At 66.3% G+C, this 17,902-nt stretch carries 16 protein-coding genes; 10 read left to right on the forward strand and 6 right to left on the reverse strand.

The genetic code is table 11. The features are described from left to right. Positions 1–95: 95 nt before the first annotated feature. Positions 96–1,706, reverse strand: coding sequence for a rhodanese-like domain-containing protein (locus BLU17_RS18960; protein ID WP_091999587.1), 1,611 nt, complete (start codon positions 1,704–1,706; stop codon positions 96–98). Positions 1,707–1,828: 122 nt separating this feature from the next. Further along, positions 1,829–2,461 (reverse strand): cysteine dioxygenase family protein, encoded by a 633-nt coding sequence (locus BLU17_RS18965; RefSeq protein ID WP_091999590.1) that lies wholly within the window; start codon positions 2,459–2,461, stop codon positions 1,829–1,831. Positions 2,462–2,854: 393 nt separating this feature from the next. On the opposite strand from BLU17_RS18965, the gene BLU17_RS18970 reads away from it, so the two are divergent. Genes BLU17_RS18970 through BLU17_RS19005 form a run of 8 tightly spaced genes read left to right on the forward strand, consistent with a single transcriptional unit; the run spans position 2,855 to position 11,402 of the window. After that, positions 2,855–3,265 (forward strand): hypothetical protein, encoded by a 411-nt coding sequence (locus BLU17_RS18970; protein WP_218137028.1) that lies wholly within the window; start codon positions 2,855–2,857, stop codon positions 3,263–3,265. Between the two features lie 19 nt (positions 3,266–3,284). Next, complete coding sequence (locus BLU17_RS18975) at positions 3,285–4,448, forward strand: LLM class flavin-dependent oxidoreductase (RefSeq protein ID WP_091999596.1); 1,164 nt, start codon at positions 3,285–3,287, stop codon at positions 4,446–4,448. Between the two features lie 7 nt (positions 4,449–4,455). Continuing rightward, a complete protein-coding gene (locus tag BLU17_RS18980) occupies positions 4,456–5,679 on the forward strand; it encodes an acyl-CoA dehydrogenase family protein (protein WP_091999599.1) in 1,224 nt (407 codons plus the stop codon). Between the two features lie 19 nt (positions 5,680–5,698). After that, the gene (locus BLU17_RS18985) at positions 5,699–7,375 is read left to right on the forward strand and encodes a rhodanese-like domain-containing protein (RefSeq protein ID WP_091999602.1); all 1,677 of its coding nucleotides are present in this window, start codon (positions 5,699–5,701) and stop codon (positions 7,373–7,375) included. A 30-nt stretch (positions 7,376–7,405) separates the two neighbouring features. Further along, entirely contained in the window at positions 7,406–8,740 is a 1,335-nt protein-coding gene (locus tag BLU17_RS18990) for an LLM class flavin-dependent oxidoreductase (RefSeq protein WP_091999605.1), read from the forward strand. 32 nt (positions 8,741–8,772) lie between these two features. Beyond that, positions 8,773–9,600, forward strand: a complete 828-nt coding sequence (locus BLU17_RS18995) for an ABC transporter permease (protein ID WP_091999608.1) — start codon at positions 8,773–8,775, stop codon at positions 9,598–9,600. Further along, positions 9,593–10,330 carry an ABC transporter ATP-binding protein gene (locus BLU17_RS19000; RefSeq protein WP_091999611.1) on the forward strand — a complete coding sequence of 246 codons (738 nt, stop codon included), beginning with the start codon at positions 9,593–9,595 and terminating at the stop codon, positions 10,328–10,330. The genes BLU17_RS18995 and BLU17_RS19000 overlap by 8 nt, the downstream gene beginning before the upstream one ends. Before the next feature lie 31 nt (positions 10,331–10,361). Beyond that, on the forward strand, positions 10,362–11,402 hold the full coding sequence (locus BLU17_RS19005; RefSeq protein WP_091999614.1) for an ABC transporter substrate-binding protein: 1,041 nt from the start codon (positions 10,362–10,364) through the stop codon (positions 11,400–11,402). Positions 11,403–11,732: 330 nt separating this feature from the next. Here the strand turns inward: BLU17_RS19005 and BLU17_RS19010 are convergent, their stop codons facing one another. The 4 genes from BLU17_RS19010 to BLU17_RS19025 form a co-directional block, all read right to left on the reverse strand. Then, on the reverse strand, positions 11,733–12,512 hold the full coding sequence (locus BLU17_RS19010; RefSeq protein ID WP_091999617.1) for a class II aldolase/adducin family protein: 780 nt from the start codon (positions 12,510–12,512) through the stop codon (positions 11,733–11,735). A gap of 38 nt (positions 12,513–12,550) precedes the next feature. Next, entirely contained in the window at positions 12,551–13,480 is a 930-nt protein-coding gene (locus BLU17_RS19015; protein WP_245746921.1) for an amidohydrolase family protein, read from the reverse strand. Continuing rightward, positions 13,477–14,769 (reverse strand): MFS transporter, encoded by a 1,293-nt coding sequence (locus BLU17_RS19020; RefSeq protein WP_091999620.1) that lies wholly within the window; start codon positions 14,767–14,769, stop codon positions 13,477–13,479. The genes BLU17_RS19015 and BLU17_RS19020 overlap by 4 nt, the downstream gene beginning before the upstream one ends. A 346-nt stretch (positions 14,770–15,115) precedes the next feature. Further along, on the reverse strand, positions 15,116–15,982 hold the full coding sequence (locus tag BLU17_RS19025) for an IclR family transcriptional regulator (protein WP_091999623.1): 867 nt from the start codon (positions 15,980–15,982) through the stop codon (positions 15,116–15,118). Positions 15,983–16,361: 379 nt separating this feature from the next. On the opposite strand from BLU17_RS19025, the gene BLU17_RS19030 reads away from it, so the two are divergent. Further along, positions 16,362–17,093 (forward strand): IclR family transcriptional regulator, encoded by a 732-nt coding sequence (locus BLU17_RS19030; protein WP_091999626.1) that lies wholly within the window; start codon positions 16,362–16,364, stop codon positions 17,091–17,093. Continuing rightward, the gene (locus tag BLU17_RS19035) at positions 17,090–17,890 is read left to right on the forward strand and encodes an enoyl-CoA hydratase/isomerase family protein (RefSeq protein WP_091999629.1); all 801 of its coding nucleotides are present in this window, start codon (positions 17,090–17,092) and stop codon (positions 17,888–17,890) included. Before BLU17_RS19030 ends, BLU17_RS19035 begins: the two co-directional genes overlap by 4 nt. The last annotated feature ends 12 nt before the right edge of the window (positions 17,891–17,902 follow it).

Consider the following 17,902-nt stretch of genomic DNA (forward strand, 5'->3'; position numbering starts at 1 on the left):
TGACATCAGGCCGTGGCCGTACATACGCGGTCGAACGCGGACGATCGCGTCGTCGGCGCGGCTGTCCGTGGTCGCGGCGGTTCGAGGGCGCGTGCTCATGACGGCTCGCCGACGCGGAACACGCCGAGTTCATCCGGCTCGCACTGCGCGATCAAGCCGGTTTCCCAGGCGAGATAGGCGCGCGCGGCGTCGAGATTGCCGTCGTGGCGGTCGTGCACGAAGAACAGATAGTCGATGCGGTCGCTGTCCGCGAGGAGCGGGCCCGATGAGTCGACGGGCAGGCCCGCTTCGCGCCAGGTGTCGAGTCCGCGCGCGGTGCGTGCGACGTGCCGGTAGCCGGCATCGCGCAGATCGGCGGCGACGAGGGCGGCGGTGGCGGGATCGTCGGCCAGCAGGACCAGCGGTGTGTCCGGCGACGCCTCGGCGGCGCGCAACGTGTCGAACACGATCGCGCGCGTGGTCCAATGCGAGCCGGCCGCGCGCGTTTGTTGCCACGCAGCGCTCGCGCGTAGATCGAGCACGACCGGTGATGCGGCGGGGGCGGCGGCGGCGCGCAGCGCTTCGGCATCGAGTGCAGGCGGCGCGTTTCGCGCGACGACCTCGGCCGCTTTCTCACGCGCGCAAGCGCGCGTTGGCCGCGAAGCCGCGATATCCGCCGCGACCGTCGCCACCTCGAAGCCGAGTTGAACGAGCCAATGCGCGACGACCGGCGCGCGCACGCCGTCGTAGTCCACGAGCAGCAATCGTGCGCCGCGCACGCCGACGGTCTGGTCGGTCGCCTGGATCAGTTGTCCTCCGGGCGCGTGCGTCGCGTGCGGAAGGCCGTCGTGTGCGTATTCCTCGGGCGCGCGAACGTCGAGCAGAAACGTCGTGCGCGTTGCGTCGTCGATCCAGGCGTGGGCTTCGCGCGCGTCGAGCGACCTAACCCCGAAACGTCGTGCGAGCGCGCTCGCACGCTCGCGCGCGGCTTCCGTCGCCGTGCCTGAATGACCGCGCGTGCTTCCATGTTCGAGCGGCAAGCCGGCGAGCGCCCAGCCTTGCGTGCCGTTTTCGAGCGCGAACACCGGATTCGCGACGCCGAGACTGCGTAGCGTCTGCGCGCCGATGATGCTGCGCGTGCGGCCCGCGCAATGAATGACGACTGGCACGCCGGGCGATGGCGCCAGCGTGTCGATGTGCGCCGCGAGTTCGCCGTTCGGGCAGCACACCGCGCCGGGGATCGTCATCTTGCGGTGTTCTTCGCGCGTGCGTCCGTCGAGCAGCACGACGGCGTCACGCTGGCGATCGAGGTCGGCGGCGGAAATGTGCGGCGTGCCATACGCGTGCTCGACGAGTTCGCCGAACGTTTTCGACGGCACGTTGACGCCGCGAAACAGCGTATAGCCCGCATCGGCCCAGCCGCGCGCGCCGCCTTCGAGTATCGATACGTCGCGATAGCCGAGTTGCGCCAGCCTCGCGCCGGCACGCGCCGCCACCGAGGATGCGCCATCGTCGAGCACCACGATGCGCACCTCGCGCCGGGGTAGCAACTTCGGCGCGTCGAGTTCGAGCCGGCTATACGGCAGCGGGATCGCGAAGAACGGATGGCCTTCGCCGAACTGTCCGGCTTCGCGGACGTCGACTAGCGCGATCTCGCGGCCATCGTTGAGGAACGCGCGCACGGTGCGTGCGTCGACGAGCGGAAGGGCGTTTGCAGAAAGCGTCATGGGAGCGAATCAGTGAGGCGATCAATGAGACGGACGCCGGAACGCCCGCGCCTGATCGGCGTTGCCCGCGAAGCGCTCGGTGCCCGTGCGGACCCCCGACGCGCCGCCGGCGTGCGCGTTCATCAGCCGACCGCCTGTGTTTGACGGTGCAGATGCGTGCGGTTGTAGCGGACGATGCGGCCGCTGTCGGGCTCGAAGCCGAGCCGCCCGTCGAGCGTTTCGAGCGGCCGGCCGTACAGATGGAAATGCAGCGTCGGCGTAATGCCGGTCACGTGGATGCTATGGATGTCGTCGGGCAGGAACTCGATTGGCGTGCCCGGCTGCACCATCACTTCGCGGTCGAGCGCGAGCGTTGCGCGTTCGGCGTCGCTGCCGTCGTCGGTGCGGCGATAGACGCGATTGAGTTCGCCGCCCTCGACCGCCGCGATCACGGCCCACGTGTCGTGGTTGTGCGGAATCGTCGTCTTGCCGGGCAACAGCGAGTTCAGATACAGCGCGATGCCGTCGCTGCCCGGATTCAGCCGGTAGCGCGCGGACGTGTCGCCGCTCGCGGCGTCGGGCGGCGGGAACGCGCTGCGCGGGAACAGCGTGGCCTGGGTCGCGAGCGTCTGGAGTTGCGCGCCGATCCGCGCGAGCGATTCACGCGTGATGCCGTCGCGCGCGACGATCGCGCCGACCGTCGCGAGCAGCGTGGCGACGGCATCGGTGCGGGCGGCGGTATGCGGGTCGGTTTGGGTGGAGGCGTTCGTGGTCATGAGGATTCAGAGGGCCGCGTGCCGGCCGCCAGTGGTGTGTTGCAGGAAGCGCCGCGTGCGTTCGACGCGCGGCACGTGAAAGATCGGCGCGTGCGGTCCTCGACGGCGCGCACTTCGCCGCGGCGGCACGCGTTCGCGGACCGCTTGCGCTCGCACATCGCGTGCGGACTTCGCGCTCGCGCGCGGCCTCGTCCGCGTTTGCCGGGGCTACCGCGCCGGCGTGGCGGCAGGCGAGCGATGTCATGCTCCGGGCGCTCAAGGTCGTCATACAGCCGAACATTCTAGGAAGCATGGCACGGCTTTCGAACCAAGGTTTCGTCACAACGATATGCGGCGCTCCTGCTTTCCATAGCAGATCAGATTCGTTTTCATCGCGGCGTGGCGTATCTACGCTTGTTGGTTCGTCATCTTCGCCATCCGCCGTTGGCCAGAGCCTTCATGTCAATCGCCGCTTTTCGCCCAGTCCTGCCGAACCTTCCGCGGTTGCGCCGCTTGCCCGTGCTGCGCGCGGTGGCGACGGCGGCATTGGCGTTTCCCGGCGCGGCATCGGCCGATGCCGCGCTCGGCCGGATCGCCGCTCGTCATGGAATCGCGGCAACTTTATCCGGCTCGCGAAGCACCCCGGCTACCGGGGGCAAGGGCAAGCCGTTCATCGACCCGATGCGGCCGATCGCGCAGGAGCGGGCGCCGTCGGTCGATCTGCTCGAACTGCATTTCCATGCGGTCCAGTCGCGGAGTCTCGCCGGCTTCGGCAATGCGCCAATGAGCGGGTATGCGTCGCTCGCCTCCGTGCGCCGCGCGTGATCCTTTTATCGAGTCTCCCATGTCGATCCCGTCTCCCGCAGAATTCCCCGATAGCCCGCTGTCCCGCTCGCTGCATCAGCCGCTGCTGCTCGGCCTGTTCCTGCCGATCCAGAGCGGCGGCTGGTCGATGTCGACGCTGCCGCGCACGACCGACTGGTCGTTCGACTACAACGCGCGCCTGACTCGCCGCGCCGAAGCGCTCGGCTTCGACCTCGCGTTCGGTCTCGCGCAGTGGCTCGGCAAGGACGGGCACGGCGGCGCGACGCGCTATCGGCGCGAGTCGCTCGATTCGTTCATCACGATCGCGTCGCTCGCCTCGATCACGCAGCGCATCCTGTTGATCTCGACGCTGCACATCCTGTACGGCAACTGGCATCCGCTGCATCTCGCGAAGTTCGGCGCGACGCTCGATCACATTTCGGGCGGCCGGTGGGGCTTGAACATGGTGACGGGCCATTCGATCGACGAAGCCGAGATGTTCGGCCGCGTCGGCCATTTCGAGCACGACCAGCGCTACGAGATGGCGGCCGAGTTCGTCGATCTGATGGAGCAGCTATGGTCGCTCGACGACAACCTCACGTTCGACGGCCGCTGGTACAGGACGCGCAACGCGTTCGTCTCGCCGAAGCCGCGTTACGGCCGGCCAGTGCTCGTGAACGCCACGAGTTCGCCGGCCGGCATCGAGTACGCGGCCAGACATTCCGATCTGATTTTCGTCACGAGTCCGGCGGGCGCGCAGATCGACGCGGCGCTCGACGTATTGCCCGCTCACACCGCCCGGATTCGCGAGACCGCGCTCAAGCACGGACGCAAGCTGCGTACGCTGATCAATCCGACCATCGTGTGCCGTCCGACCGCGCGCGAGGCGCGCGCGTATCACGACGCGATTCTCGCCCATGCGGATTTCGGCGCGGTGGACGGCTTCACGGGCCGCCGCAGCGACGCGCAGGCGTGGCGCAACCACCAGCGCGAGCAGCGCGTGCTGGGCGGCAACATCCAGATCATCGGCTCGCCCGAGCGCGTGGTGGACGACCTGCTGCGCCTGAAGGCGGCGGGCATAGACGGCGTGCAGCTGACGTTCTTCGACTTCGAGCCCGATCTCGAGTATTTCGGCTCGGCCGTGCTGCCGCTCATGGAACAGGCGGGCCTGCGGGTGCCGGCCCATTCAACGAACGAGGAGTGACTGACCGATGGGAACGACCGATTCGAATCTGGCGGACGCCTTGCGCACGGCACCGGTGGAACCGGGCTCGGCGGCGCTGGGGGAACTGGTTGCCGCGATCGCGGCCGGCGCGCTCGCGCGGGACCGCGGCGAAGCCGGGACGCGCGATGCGATCGCGCTCGTGCGCGCCGCGCGGCTCGGCGTGTTTCGCGTGCCGAAGGCGGAGGGCGGCGGCGGCGCGACGCTCGTGCAGCTATTCGAACTCGTGCTCGATCTGGCCGAGGCCGACTCGAACATTCCGCACATCCTGCGCAACCATTTCGCGTTCGTCGAAAAGGCGCTGCGCGCGCGTCACGTCGAACCGTACCCGCGGTGGATCGCGCGCGTGCACGACGGCGAGCTGTTCGGGCTGGGCGCGAGCGAACTCGGCACGCAGCATGTCGGCGACGGCGACGGCAACACGCGGCTCGAACCCTCGGGCGAGAACCATCGGCTGACGGGCACGAAGTACTACAGCACCGGCAATCTGTACGCGGACAACGTCATCGTCAATGCGAAAACGCCGGACGGCCGGTTCGTCGCCGCGCGCGTGTCGGTGCGGCAGCCGGGCGTCGACGTCCGCGACGACTGGGACGGCATCGGGCAGCGCGAAACCGCGAGCGGCACGACCGTGTTCGAGGGCGCCGAAGTGGCCGGCGACGACGTGCTCGTGCTCGCGGACGACGTGAAGGTCGCGCATCAGGCGACGTTCGCGCAGCTTTATCTGACGACGATCGTGGCGGGCATTGTGCGGCGCGTCGCGAAGGACGCGGTCGCTCTCGTGCAGCGCCGCGAGCGCAACTACTACCACGCGGTCGCGCAGCGCCCGGCCGAGGACCCGCTGCTTCAGGAAGCGGTGGGCGAATTGCAGGGCGCGGCGTTCGTCGCCGAGGCCGCGGTGCTGAACGCGGCGGCCGTGCTCGGGGCGGCGTTCGACAGCGCGATTGCGGGCCAGCCCGACGAAGCGCTGTTCGTCGAGGCCGCGCGCCGCGCCGCGAAAGCGAAGGTCGTGATCGACCCGCTCGCGCTGCAATCGGCGGCCCGGCTGTTCGACGTCGGCGGCGCGTCGGCCGCGAAGCAGAGCGCGCAGCTCGACCGGCACTGGCGGAACATCCGCACGATCGCGTCGCACAACCCGGGGCTCTACAAGGCGAGGGCGCTAGGGAACCACGCGATCAACGGCGTCGCGCTGCCGTCGGCCGCGTTCTTTTGACCTCCTTCTTGTGTCACCCATGACGAGTCCTTCAACCATCCCAACGATTCACCCCGCCGCGTTGCGTGCCGCGCTTGCCGAAAAGCACCGCGAGATCGCCGTTCTCGACGTGCGCGAGGAAGGCGTGTCCGCGCGCCGCCGCCTGTTCTATTCGTCGGTCGCGCCGGCCGGCCGGCTGGGCCTCGTGGTCGGGGCGCTCGTGCCGCGTCGGTCGGTGCCGGTCGTGCTCGTCGACGAAGCGGGCGAGGACGCGCCGCGCGCCGCCGCGTGGCTCACGCGTTTCGGCTACACGGACGTGGCGATTCTCGAAGGCGGCGTGAGCGGCTGGGAAGCAGCCGGGTTCGAGGTGTTCAGCGGGACCAACGTGCCGGGCAAGGCGTTCGGCGAAGTCATCGAGCATCGGCTGCATACGCCGAATATCGATGCGCTCGCGCTGAAGCGCCTTCAGGACGCCGGCGGCGATCTCGTCGTGCTCGACAGCCGGCCGTTTGCCGAATACCGGACGATGAACATTCCGGGCGGCGTCGAGTGCGCGGGCGCCGAGCTGGTGTACCGCGCGCTTGCGGCGGCGCCGTCGCCTGAGACGCTGATCGTCGTGAACTGCGCGGGCCGAACGCGCAGCATTCTCGGCGCGCAGTCGCTCGTGAACGCGGGCATTCCGAACCCGGTGGCCGCGCTCACGGGCGGCTCGATGTCGTGGCTGTTGTCCGGTCTCGAACTCGAACGCGGACAGATCCGCACGGCCGCGCGGCCCGACGACGCCACGCTCGCCGACGCGCGCAGCCTCGCGCGGCGCGCGGCCGCGAAGGCCGGCGTGGTCGAGATCGACCGCGCAACGCTCGCGCGTTTCGAGCAGGAGACCGGCACGCACACGCTGTACTGCTTCGACGTGCGCGATCCGCTCGAATACGAGGCCGGGCACCGCGCCGGCTGGCGATCGGCGCCGGGCGGCCAACTGGTGCAGGCGACCGACGAGTACGTCGGCACGCTGCACGCGCGGGTCGTGCTCGGCGACGACGACGGCGTGCGCGCGCGGATGACCGCGTCGTGGCTCGTGCAACTCGGCTATCTGCACGTATTCGTGCTCGATGACGCCGCCGCCGGGCAGCCGGCCGCGTTCGAATCCGGTGCCGAGCCGCGTGCGATCCTGCGCGCGCCGGGCCGCACGCAGTGGATCGAGGCGGACCGGCTCGCGCAGGCTTTGGAGGCGGGCGAGGCACAGGTGGTGGATGTCGACAGCAGCCTCGCGTTTCGCCGCGCACATATCGCCGGCGCGCGCTTCGTCGCCGCGAGCGCGCTCGAAGCGTGGCTCGAGCGCATCGACGACCCGTCGCGCCAGCTCGTGCTGACTTCCGGCGACGGCGTGCTCGCGGGCTTGCTGGCCGACGAACTGCGCGAGCGGCGGCCCGGCGTCGGGGCGCTGCTCGGCGGCACGCAGCGCTGGCTCGCGCTCGGCTTGCCGCAGGCGAGCGGCGACGACGGCAACCTCACCGGCGACGCCGACGCCTGGTACAGCCCGTACCACTACGCGCCGGATGCGGTGGCGGAGCAGATGCGCGCATATCTCGCGTGGGAGTTGCAACTGGTCGCGCAACTGGAGCGGGACGGCATCGCGTCGATCGACGTCGTCGATTTCGACACGCCGACTCAGGCACGCAGCGAAGCCCGGCTCGCGGCGTTGCGCGGCACGAACTGACATCGCACCACATCGTACGAAGGGAAACCCATGAATGCTCCGCGCAGGCTGCATCTGAATACGAACGTGACCGGCGTCGGCCGTCATCCGGCCGGCTGGCGCACGCTCGCGAATCCGAAGTCGATTATCGATTTCCAGTTCTTCTCGACGATCGCACGCGTGGCCGAGCGCGGCAAGCTCGACGCGGTGTTCCTGTCGGACTCGCTCGCGCTGCAGGGCCACGCGAGCGGGCCGTCGCAATCGTTCGAGCCGACCGTCCTGCTCACGGCGCTCGCGAGCGTCACGCAGCACATCGGCCTGATCGGCACGGCGTCGACGACGTTCAACGATCCGTTCAATCTCGCGCGCCGTTTTGTGTCGCTCGATCATTTGAGCGGAGGCCGCGTCGCGTGGAACGCGGTGACGACCTACGACCCGGCGGCCGCCGCGAACTTCGGCACCGGCGCAGCGCCGGACAAGCCGGCGCGTTACGCGCGCGCCGCCGAGTTCGTCGAGGTCGTGCTCAAGCTGTGGGATAGCTGGGAAGACGACGCGCTCGTCGCCGACCGCGCGGACGGGCGCTATGCGGACCCGGCGCGCGTCCATGCGATCGGGCACGCTGGTCCGAATTTTCAGGTGATGGGGCCGCTGAACGTGCCACGCGGCCCGCAGGGGCGGCCGGTGCTCGTGCAGGCGGGCGGCTCCGAAGCGGGCGTCGCGCTGGCCGCGCGCCACGCGGACGCGGTGTTCACCGCGCAGACGACGCTCGACGGCGCCCAGGCGTTCTATCGCGACATCAAGGCGCGCGCCGCCGCGCACGGGCGCAACCCCGATCATCTGCTGATCCTGCCGGGGCTTTATCCGGTGATCGGCGGCACGCTGGCCGAGGCGCGTCAGCGCAAGGCCGAGATGGACGCGCTGCTCGACCGTGGCGCCGAACTCGCGAAATTCGCGCGGGCGCTCGGTGTTCGCGCGGCCGATCTGCAACTGGACGCGCCATTGCCTTACGACCTGATCGACAAGGGCGACCGCACCGACGTGTCGAGCGGCTTCATCCGCTCGACGGTGCTGCTCGCGCGCAGCGAGAACCTGACGGTACGCGATCTGCTCGATCGCAATCCCGGCGCGCACCGGATGCTCGTCGGCACGCCCGAGACCATCGCGGACGATATCGAGCGCTGGTTCGTCCAGCGCGGGGCCGACGGCTTCAATCTGAACGCGGACGTGTTTCCTTCGGGGCTCGAAGCGTTCGTCGATCATGTCGTGCCGCTGCTGCAGCGCAAGGGCATTTTCCGGCGCGACTACGACGGCACGACGCTGCGCGAGCACTACGGTTTGCCGCGTCCGGCGAGCCGCTATGCGGCGCAGGCGGACGCGGTCGTTTGACAGCGCGTGTTTACCCATTCTTCGAGGCACGTATGAGTATCAAGGAATCGACTCTCGCGGCGACGCCGGTGCTGGACGCCGTCGCGACACCCTCGCGGCTTGCCGCGCTGCGCGAGCCGCTCTTGCGCAGCGCGGCGCCGGTGCTGCTGATCGTGTTGTGGCAGCTGGCTTCGTCGCTCGGTCTCGTCAGCGAGTTCGTGCTGCCGTCGCCGGCTTCCGTGCTCGCGTCTTTTCGCGAACTGTGGCAATCGGGCGACTTGCAGGCCGCACTCGAAATCTCGCTCGGCCGCGCCGCGCTGGGCCTCCTGATCGGCGGCGGCGCGGGGCTGCTGCTTGGCGTGGCCGCCGGCTTGAGCAAGCCGGCCGAACGCGGTGTCGACACCGTGCTGCAAATGCTGCGCACGATTCCGTTCATTGCACTGGTGCCCATTTTCGTCGTGTGGTTCGGTATCGGCGAGTTGTCGAAGGTCGCGCTGATCGTCGGCGCGGCGATCTCGCCGATGTATCTGAGCACCTGGCATGCGATACGCGGCATCGACCCGAAGCTGCTGGAACTCAGCCGCGCGTTCCGTCTCGCGCGCGGGCATCAGATCCGCCTCATCATCCTGCCGATGGCGCTGCCGGGCATACTCGTCGGCGTCCGCTATTCGGCCGCGATCTCGCTCCTCGCGCTCGTGGCCGCCGAGCAGATCAACGCGAGCGCGGGCATCGGCTACATCCTGAACAACGCGAACCAGTTCCAGCGTACCGACATCATCATCGCGGGCATTCTCGTCTACGCGGCGCTTGGCATCGCGGTGGACGCGCTGCTGCGTTACATCGAGCGCAAGGTGCTTGCATGGCGAGGTGCGCATGTCTGATCTCGCCTACTCCGGCGGCCGGGCCGCCGTGCCGGTCGTCGCGCGGCTATCTGGCGTTCGCAAGCGCTACGGCGAGAACACCGTGCTCGACAACGTCGACTTCTCGGTGCGCGAGGGCGAGTTCGTCGCCCTCGTCGGGCCGTCGGGCACCGGCAAGACCACGCTGCTGCGGCTGCTCGCCGGTCTCGAATCGGCGTCGAACGGCAGGACGGAAGTGTCGGGCAACACGTCGGTGGTGTTCCAGGAGCCGCGGCTCATTCAGGCACAGCGGGTCTGGAAGAACGTGCTGCTCGACGACGCGCACCAGCCCGACGCGCGTTCACGCGCGGCGGCGGCGCTTCAGGACGTCGGACTCGAGGACAAACTGGAAAGCTGGCCCGTCAGCCTGTCCGGCGGTCAGGCGCAGCGCGTGGCGGTGGCCCGCGCGCTGTATCGCCGCCCGGACCTGATGCTGCTCGACGAGCCGTTCAGCGCGCTCGACGCGTTCACGCGCCGCAGCATGCAGAGTCTCGTGCTGAAGCTGTGGGCGAAGTATGCGTTCGGCGCGGTGATCGTCACGCACGATCTCGACGAGGCGCTGATCGTCGCCGACCGCATCGTCATCCTTTCCAAAGGCCGGATCTGCCATGAGACGCGCGTGGACTTGCCGCGCGAGCGCGACGTGACCTCGCCCGAATTCAACGCGCTGAAGCGCGATTTGCTCAAGCAGTTCTCGCTCAGCCTGTCGTGAGATTTCGTTCCCTTTTGTGTTGAAGGTATTTATGTCGCTAAAAAAATCGCTCCAGGCGGCGCTGGCTGCCATTTCGCTCTCGCTCCTGCCGACGAGCGCCCCTCACGCGCAGAGCCAGCCCGACTTGAAGAACACGAAGCTCGTGATTGCGTACCAGGACCCGGCGTTTCCTGCGCTGATCCGCAAATCGGGCGTAGTCGCCAACGCGCCTTACCAGATCGAATGGGTGCTGCTGACGGGGCCGGCCGCGAACCTCTCGGCGCTCTATGCGGGCAAGATCGATCTCGGCCACATGGGCGACACGTCGCTCACGATCGAGCAGTCGAACGCGCGCACCGAATGGACGAGCGATACGGCGCCGTTGCGCATCGTCGCCGGCTGGCGCACGTTTTCGTCGAAGGCGTATCCGCCGCTCGTGACGGCGGTGCGCGCAAGCGCGGGCATTGGCGGCGTGCAGGCCATCAAGGACCGCAAGTTCGGCTACAACTACGGCGGCTACAATCACGCGCAATATCTGGCGACGCTCGTGAAGGCCGGCGTGACCGAGAAGCAGATCGAGCCGATCAAGTTCAATGACGGCGCGACGTCGGCGGCCGGGTTCAACGCGGGCGAGGTCGACGTGTACGCGGGCGCGCTCGGGCCGATTCTGCCGACGGTGAAGTCAGGTAAGGGCAAGATTTTGCTGACCGACCGCGACACAGGAATTCCGGCGCTCAATGTGTGGGCGACGACGTCCGCGGATCTGAAGGACCCGGCGAAGGTGGCCGGGCTGAAGGACTTTTTCGGCCGCATGTCGGGCTACTGGCCGTGGCATGAGGCCCATCGGGACGAGGTGATCGGCGTGCTGAAGGACACGCTGAAGATCCCGGACGAACGCGCGGCCTTCGAATACGGCGTGCGCAGCGGCGGCTTCGTGAAGTTCGACGCGGGGTTGATCGGCCAGGAGCAGTCGATCGCCGACATCCTGTTCGACGGCCATGCGATCCGGAAGAAAGTGCAGGTGGCGGTCGAATACGATCCGCAATTCAATACGGTGCAAAAGGCGGTTTGGCCGATTCCTGTGAAGGATTAAGGGGGGCTCGCCGGGTTTCCGGCGAGCCGCGTCAAGCCGCCGTTGGCCATTGGCGGCGCTCGTGAGGAAACAGGCGAGCGCCACTGATGACCGGTCCAGTTCGGAAGCGCCATGAAGGCCGTCAACATGGATACGTGCGTACCGCCTGGCTTCGTCTTCCTGGCGAATGCGGCGCCTTGATCGTCCCGGCTGCTGTTTTCCAGGCGAGCGGTCACGCTGAAAGTCAGCGGTCTTGCCGACGCATTCACGCAGACGCATGTGTGCTCGACGGGCGCCCGGGTCTTCTAAACGTTCCCGCCGTTTCCCGCTCGACGGGAGTCCCGTCGACAGTCAATCCTGATACGACGGATCTCGCCGATCGAGAAAGCGAAGCATTGCCGCCCACTCCATTTCGCCGTAAGGACGACGCGTGGACGGTTTGTACAGATGGCTGGTTTTTTCGATGACGTCGTCGGGCGGCAGATGTAGCGCGGACTGGCAGGACATGGCGTCCACCTGCGCGCGGCATGCATTCTCGAGCCAGTAAGTCGCGTTGAACGCCTGCGCAATGGAGGCGCTGGCGACAAGCAGCCCGTGGTTGCGCAGGAACATCACTTCGGCGTCGCCGAGATCCCGCGCGAGCGATTCGCGTTCCTGAAGATCGACTGCGACGCCTTGATAATCGTGATACGCAACCGTCCCGAATCGCATGGCGGTCTGCGTCAAAGGCAGGAGGCCGCATTTGAGCGCGCCAATGGCCATGCTCGCACGGCTGTGCGTGTGGATGACGCACTTGACGTCCGGCCGCGCGGCATGAACGGCACTGTGAATTACATATCCCGCGCGGTTCACCCCATAGGTTCCCTCCAGCGGATTGAGCAATTCATTGCCTTCCAGATCGATCGTGAGGAGACTGGACGCAGTCACTTCCTCGTACATGAAGCCATACGGGTTGATGAGAATGCGCTCCTCGTCGCCCGGTACACGGGCCGTAATATGGTTGTAGATCAGATCGCTCAAGCCGAAGTGAGGCATCAAGCGATAGCATGCGGCGAGGTTTACGCGGGTAGCCCACTCTTCGTCTGATACGAGGTCACGGACCTGAGAAAGTTTGTCTGCCTTGTTCAACATGGGGAGTCTTCCTGAAGCGAAAGTCAAAGAAGCAAAACTCAAGTGAATTGGTAGAGATGTGCGGGGTTGTCCACCAGAACCATCTGCTGGACGGCCGGATCGGGCGCCCAGCGCATGAATGCATCGAGCAATTCTCCGTCGTCCGGCAGCGTTCCCTCAAACGAGGGATGCGGCCAGTCCGTGCCCCACACGCAACGCTGCGGGGCGTGCGCGACCAGTCGCGCGGCAATATCGTCAACATCGTCGAATGGATATCCCGCCACGGATGACCGGTAGGCGCATGCCTTGAGCCACACGCGGCCGCCGTCCAGGAGACCTCGCAGGGCATCGAACGCAGGGTGCTCGAATCCCCACGCGCAAGGAATATGACCAAGGTGATCGATCACCACGTCGGTTGGGAGCGACCGTAATGTTGGGGCGAGTTCGGGCAATGACGCGCCGTTTACGAATACCTGGGTATGCCAACCGAACGGTGCGATCCGCCTGGCGAGCGCGGTCAAATGCGCGATCGGAGGTCCGCCGGGCGTGACCAGATTGATCCGGATCCCACGCACGCCGGCGTCGTGCATCATCCGCAATTCCACATCGCCGATAGAGGGGGCGATGACCACGACGCCCCGCGACCGGCTTGGACCAAAGTGATCGAGCGCGGCAAGCGTGCAGCGGTTGTCGGTGCCATAAACACTCGCCTGGACGACGACGACACGCTCAGTCCCGAGAATGTCCTGAACCGCCTCGTACTGCGCAATAGACGCTTCGGGCGGCGTGTAGGCTCGATTGGAACCCAACGGGAACCGGCTGTGCGGACCGATAATATGAATGTGGCAGTCGCAGGCGTTGGGCGGCGCCTTTTTCCGCGGACGACTGATGGACGGTCGAGCAGGCTGGCACATCGGCGGAGCGATCGTTCCGGAATGCATCGCGACGAAACTCCTTGCAAGAAATACGTGAAGGGGAAGGGCGATCAAGCCGTGTAGCCTCTCGCGGCAGCGGCGTCGTCGTCGGTCTCGGTGTTCCCGGAGCCTTCATCGTCCGGCAGGCTGCGCCCCAGTGTTTCCGGCAGCGTCAGAATGGCGAGGACCATGACCGCATACGCGCCGACCCCGAATATGGCGATGGCGTTTGCCAATCCGACTTCGCTCGTCAGCTTCCCGACGAGTGCGGGAAAAAGCGCGCCGATACCTCGCCCGAAGTTGTAGCAGAACCCCTGCCCCGTCGCTCTGACCCGGGTGGGAAAGAGTTCGGTCATGAACGGACCCATGGGCGAAAACATCATGAACGCACAGAGTCCGAGCGGGAATCCCAGAAACAGCATCGCTTCGTTCCCGAACGGAACGAGCATGTAAAGGGCGAGAAGAACCGCAGCGCCAACCGCGCTGACAAAAAAAGTCATCTTGCGGCCAATCAGGTCGGCGAGCCACGCACCCAGCACGAACCCGACGAAGGCGCCCGCGATCATGACGAACGTATAGCCAGTAGTCCCAATTACGGAAAGACCGCGAGTCGTCTTCAGGTAAGTCGGCAGCCAGATCAAAAATGTGTATGAGCCACCGATCGAACCGGTCGCCAGCGCGGAAACGCGCACCGTCGTCGCCAGATATTCAGGCCGGAAGATGGTCAGCAGATTGCCGATTCGCGGCTTTCCGTTGTCGTTTCGTCGCTGCCCGACGTAAAGACGAGACTCGGGAACGTGACGCCGGACCCAGAAAACCAGCAAAGCCGGAGCGAGGCCGATCCAGAACAGCGACCGCCAGGCCAGTTCTTCGGGCATGATCGAAAAGAACAGCCCGAAGAGCAGCGCGGCAAGCCCCCAGCCGACGGCCCAGCCGCTTTGTACGATGCCCACGCTGCGGCCGCGATATTCTTTTCGAACGACTTCGCCGATCAAGACCGCGCCGGTTGCCCATTCGCCACCGAATCCAAACCCCTGGAGCGCGCGACAGATGAACAGTTGTCCGTAATTCTGGGCAAAGCCGCTGAGAAACGTGAAAAGCGCGTACCAGAAAATCGTGACTTGCAGAACGCGCACTCTTCCGAATCGATCAGCGGCAAAACCCGAAAGCCATCCTCCTATCGCGGAAAGCAGAAGCGTGACCGTGCCCAGTACGCCCGCCTGGGACGTATTGATATGCCAGGTGAGCATAAGAGTCGGTATGACGAAGCTGAAAATCTGGACGTCGAGCGCGTCCAGGGTCCAGCCGAGGAAGCAGCCAGCCATCGTGCTTCGCTCCGTCTTGTTGAGTTCTCTTAACCACATGCCTGTCTCCGGTGACGTGCGCTTCGGGCAGCGCTATCTTTTGAGAAGCGAGGCGCGAACAAATCGTGCTGTGCGCGAACGGCGCGTATCCGGCGCCCGGTAATCTCCGGAATGGAAATTGGGTCAGTGGTACACGCTAAATTGATGATACGGATTTTCCGCTGTGACAACCCCCGTTACAGAGGAATAGTTCACCGGTTGAAATTCGCTATCTGGCTGTTGCGCTTTCCGGTGACGCGCGTCGAACGACGCCATGAAGAATGCATGCCGCCGTTTAAGGAAGAGACCGACTGGGTGAGCATCGGCGCCGTCCCCGCTCATTGGGCCGAACGTCGTCGCCTCGCTTTCAGGTCTCGAGCGCTGCCGATTCGATCTCCAGTGCATCGGCGATGCGGCGAAGCTTCAGCCGGAGCGCCTCGACATTGGATTCGGGAAACTGCTCTGGCTTGCCCGTGATGACGATTGCCGCAAACGCCTCGCCCACACGATTGCGCACGGGTAGCGAATAGGCAAAAGAATGGGGCACGAGGTCGCCGAGATTGAGGCCCAGCCCATATTGCGCTGAGCGCTCCCTCATCCGCTGGAGCCCCGGGAGCCGGCCGGTGCCGTGCCGCATGATTTCCTGTTCGGTGTTGTCGGTCACGATGCGGTCGGCTTCGACCTTCGGCAATGTCTGCAGGATCGCGACGCCGCCCGCGGAAGTGATCAGCGGCCTGCGGGTTCCCGGATGAATCATGGTCCCGGTGTGAGGCGCGCTGCCCTCGCGCACGGTGCAGACGAAGTCGTCTCCGCTCCTCAGCAGCAGCATGGCAACGCAGGTCATTTCGTGGGCAAAGACGCGCAGAATCGTTTCGGCGCTTCGTTGAAACTGGGCGTGTTCAGGCAGCGCCAATCCGAGTTCGAACAGCATGGGCCCCGGCAGATAGTGGCGATCATCAAGACGCTGCCGGACCAGCCGTTCATCGACGAGGCGCGTCAGCACGCGATGGACGGTTGCGCGGTCCTCGTCACATGCGGTCGCCAGATCGCTGAGTCGCCACCCGATGCCCGGCCGGCTGGCGACCATGCGCAGCACCTTGATGCCGCGAGTAAGGCTGCGCGTGCCGGGCCGGGTGGGTGCGCCGGATACCTGTGGCCTGCTGCCGGACCGGTCGCGTGATTCGGCCGCTGCGCCGGCTTCGTCGGTGGCGTCGGGATTCGCGGCCACTCGCATGATAGGACTCCATATGGGGTGGATTTGTTTTGCTCCGATGGCAAGGAGCCGTGAACTGATTTTATTTGTGCCTGCGCGTTTCCGATCCTGGCGTTTCCAGCAGATTTCCGCATCAAGTCGAGCCGGCGAACGCGCGCACGGCGCTGCCTTTTGCAAGCGCCACGGTTGCCGCCAGTTGGGGAGCGCGAACAAAAGCGCACTGCGGGAAACGCCTGCGAGCGTTCTGTGACGACATAAACGCGGAATTCAACGCCTCTTCTTTTTTGCATTGCAATACGGCGGCCCAGGGATTTCCAGAGGTTCGGATGCCTTGGGATTACCAGCGATTCGAGCCTATACTAATTTCCAGATAACAAAACCGTTTTCGCTATTTTGAAAAATGAAGCCGACTGACCGCGCATTAGGAATCTTCGAAGCGTTCGAGACCGCAGGCCGTCCCATGACTCTGAGTGAGCTTGCCGATGCGGCGGGACTGCCGGTGAGCACCAGTCACGGCATCGTGCGTGTGCTGATGGAGCGCGGGTACCTGTATCTCACGAGCCGCCGCAAGGATCTCTATCCCACACGTCGTCTTTACGACATGGCGGAAAAGATCATTGCGCGCGATCCTTATCTGGAGCGGTTCGAACCGTTTCTGGAAAGGCTGCGCGACGCAACGCAGGAAACCGTCATTGTCGGCAAGCGGCAGCACGACCAGATCGTTTATTTGCGCGTGCTGGAAGGGCCGCAAACGATCCGCTACAGCTCCGCCGCCGGTGCATTGAAGCCGCTGCATTCGACGTCGATCGGCAAGGCCATGCTGAGCCGCGTGGCGCCCGAGGAACTGCGCAGACAGCTCGTGCAGGCGCCATTGCCTGCGGTAACGGATCACACGGTCACGTCGCACGAGGCGCTCTTCGCGGAAATCGCCCTGGCGCGCGAGCGAGGCTACTTCGTGACGCGCGGCGAAAGCGTCAGCGACGTCTACGCCGTCGCGGTCCCCGTGAACGTCAACCGCGACGTGCTCGGCATTGCGGTGGCGGGGCCGCGTCACCGCATGGAAGGGGAAATCGAACGCGTTGCCGCGCGGCTGCTCGACGTTCGACGCGAAATCGAGCAAGGCAATCCATGAGCAGCGCCGAACGTCTCGTTTTGACCGATGTGAACGACGGCGTCCTGTACGTCACGATCAATCGGGCCGAGAAGCGCAACGCGCTGAGTCGCGCGACGCTTGCGGCCTTGCGTGAGACGTTCGCCGGCGCGGCGCACGACGTAACGTTGCATGCTGTGGTGCTCACGGGAGCGGGCGAGCGCAGCTTCGCGGCGGGCGGCGACCTGCGCGAGTTCGACGCGCTGCGCAGCGAGGCGGACGCGCGCGCGCTGTTCGATCACGCGGCGGCCACGCTCGACGCCATTCGCGCCATGCCCGTGCCGGTGATTGCCGCGCTTAATGGCACCGCGCTCGGCGGGGGCGCCGAGCTGGCGATGGCCTGCGACTACCGTCTGGCCGCGGCGCACGCGGCGATCGGGTTCGTTCAGGCGACGCTCGCCATCACGACGGGATTCAGCGGCGCGGCCGATCTCTTCGCACTGCTTGGGACTTCGCGCGCCATGCGCGTGATGGCCGCGGCGCAGGCTCTCGAGCCGCGCGAGGCCTGCGCGCTAGGGCTCATCGACGAGGTTTGCGACGAAGCGCAACCGCTCGGCGAACGCGTGGCGCGCTTCGTTGCGCCGTTCGTCGAACGGCCGCCCCACGTCGTGCGGGCGATCAAACAGCTCGCGAACGCGCATCGACGCGCCGCCGTGCAGGCCATGCGCGACGCGGAGCGCGACGCGTTCGCCGCGACCTGGACGGCGCCCGAGCATTGGGCGCTCGCGCAAAAGTTTCTCGACCGGCGGCGTCCAGAGGCGCCTGGCGCGAGCGCGTAGCCGCGCGTGCGT

The organism is Paraburkholderia lycopersici (genome assembly GCF_900096975.1).
Lineage (GTDB): Bacteria > Pseudomonadota > Gammaproteobacteria > Burkholderiales > Burkholderiaceae > Paraburkholderia > Paraburkholderia lycopersici.

What these genes read in the sequence shown, in the direction of transcription:
- BLU17_RS19025 (WP_091999623.1), bottom strand. Translation starts at nt 15,982, where the DNA reads ATGCGAGTGGCCGCGAATCCCGACGCCACCGACGAAGCCGGCGCAGCG.
- BLU17_RS18975 (WP_091999596.1), top strand. Translation starts at nt 3,285, where the DNA reads ATGTCGATCCCGTCTCCCGCAGAATTCCCCGATAGCCCGCTGTCCCGC.
- BLU17_RS18960 (WP_091999587.1), bottom strand. Translation starts at nt 1,706, where the DNA reads ATGACGCTTTCTGCAAACGCCCTTCCGCTCGTCGACGCACGCACCGTG.
- BLU17_RS18985 (WP_091999602.1), top strand. Translation starts at nt 5,699, where the DNA reads ATGACGAGTCCTTCAACCATCCCAACGATTCACCCCGCCGCGTTGCGT.
- BLU17_RS19010 (WP_091999617.1), bottom strand. Translation starts at nt 12,512, where the DNA reads ATGTTGAACAAGGCAGACAAACTTTCTCAGGTCCGTGACCTCGTATCA.
- BLU17_RS19020 (WP_091999620.1), bottom strand. Translation starts at nt 14,769, where the DNA reads ATGTGGTTAAGAGAACTCAACAAGACGGAGCGAAGCACGATGGCTGGC.
- BLU17_RS18995 (WP_091999608.1), top strand. Translation starts at nt 8,773, where the DNA reads ATGAGTATCAAGGAATCGACTCTCGCGGCGACGCCGGTGCTGGACGCC.
- BLU17_RS18980 (WP_091999599.1), top strand. Translation starts at nt 4,456, where the DNA reads ATGGGAACGACCGATTCGAATCTGGCGGACGCCTTGCGCACGGCACCG.
- BLU17_RS18990 (WP_091999605.1), top strand. Translation starts at nt 7,406, where the DNA reads ATGAATGCTCCGCGCAGGCTGCATCTGAATACGAACGTGACCGGCGTC.
- BLU17_RS19005 (WP_091999614.1), top strand. Translation starts at nt 10,362, where the DNA reads ATGTCGCTAAAAAAATCGCTCCAGGCGGCGCTGGCTGCCATTTCGCTC.
- BLU17_RS19030 (WP_091999626.1), top strand. Translation starts at nt 16,362, where the DNA reads ATGAAGCCGACTGACCGCGCATTAGGAATCTTCGAAGCGTTCGAGACC.
- BLU17_RS18965 (WP_091999590.1), bottom strand. Translation starts at nt 2,461, where the DNA reads ATGACCACGAACGCCTCCACCCAAACCGACCCGCATACCGCCGCCCGC.
- BLU17_RS19000 (WP_091999611.1), top strand. Translation starts at nt 9,593, where the DNA reads ATGTCTGATCTCGCCTACTCCGGCGGCCGGGCCGCCGTGCCGGTCGTC.
- BLU17_RS19035 (WP_091999629.1), top strand. Translation starts at nt 17,090, where the DNA reads ATGAGCAGCGCCGAACGTCTCGTTTTGACCGATGTGAACGACGGCGTC.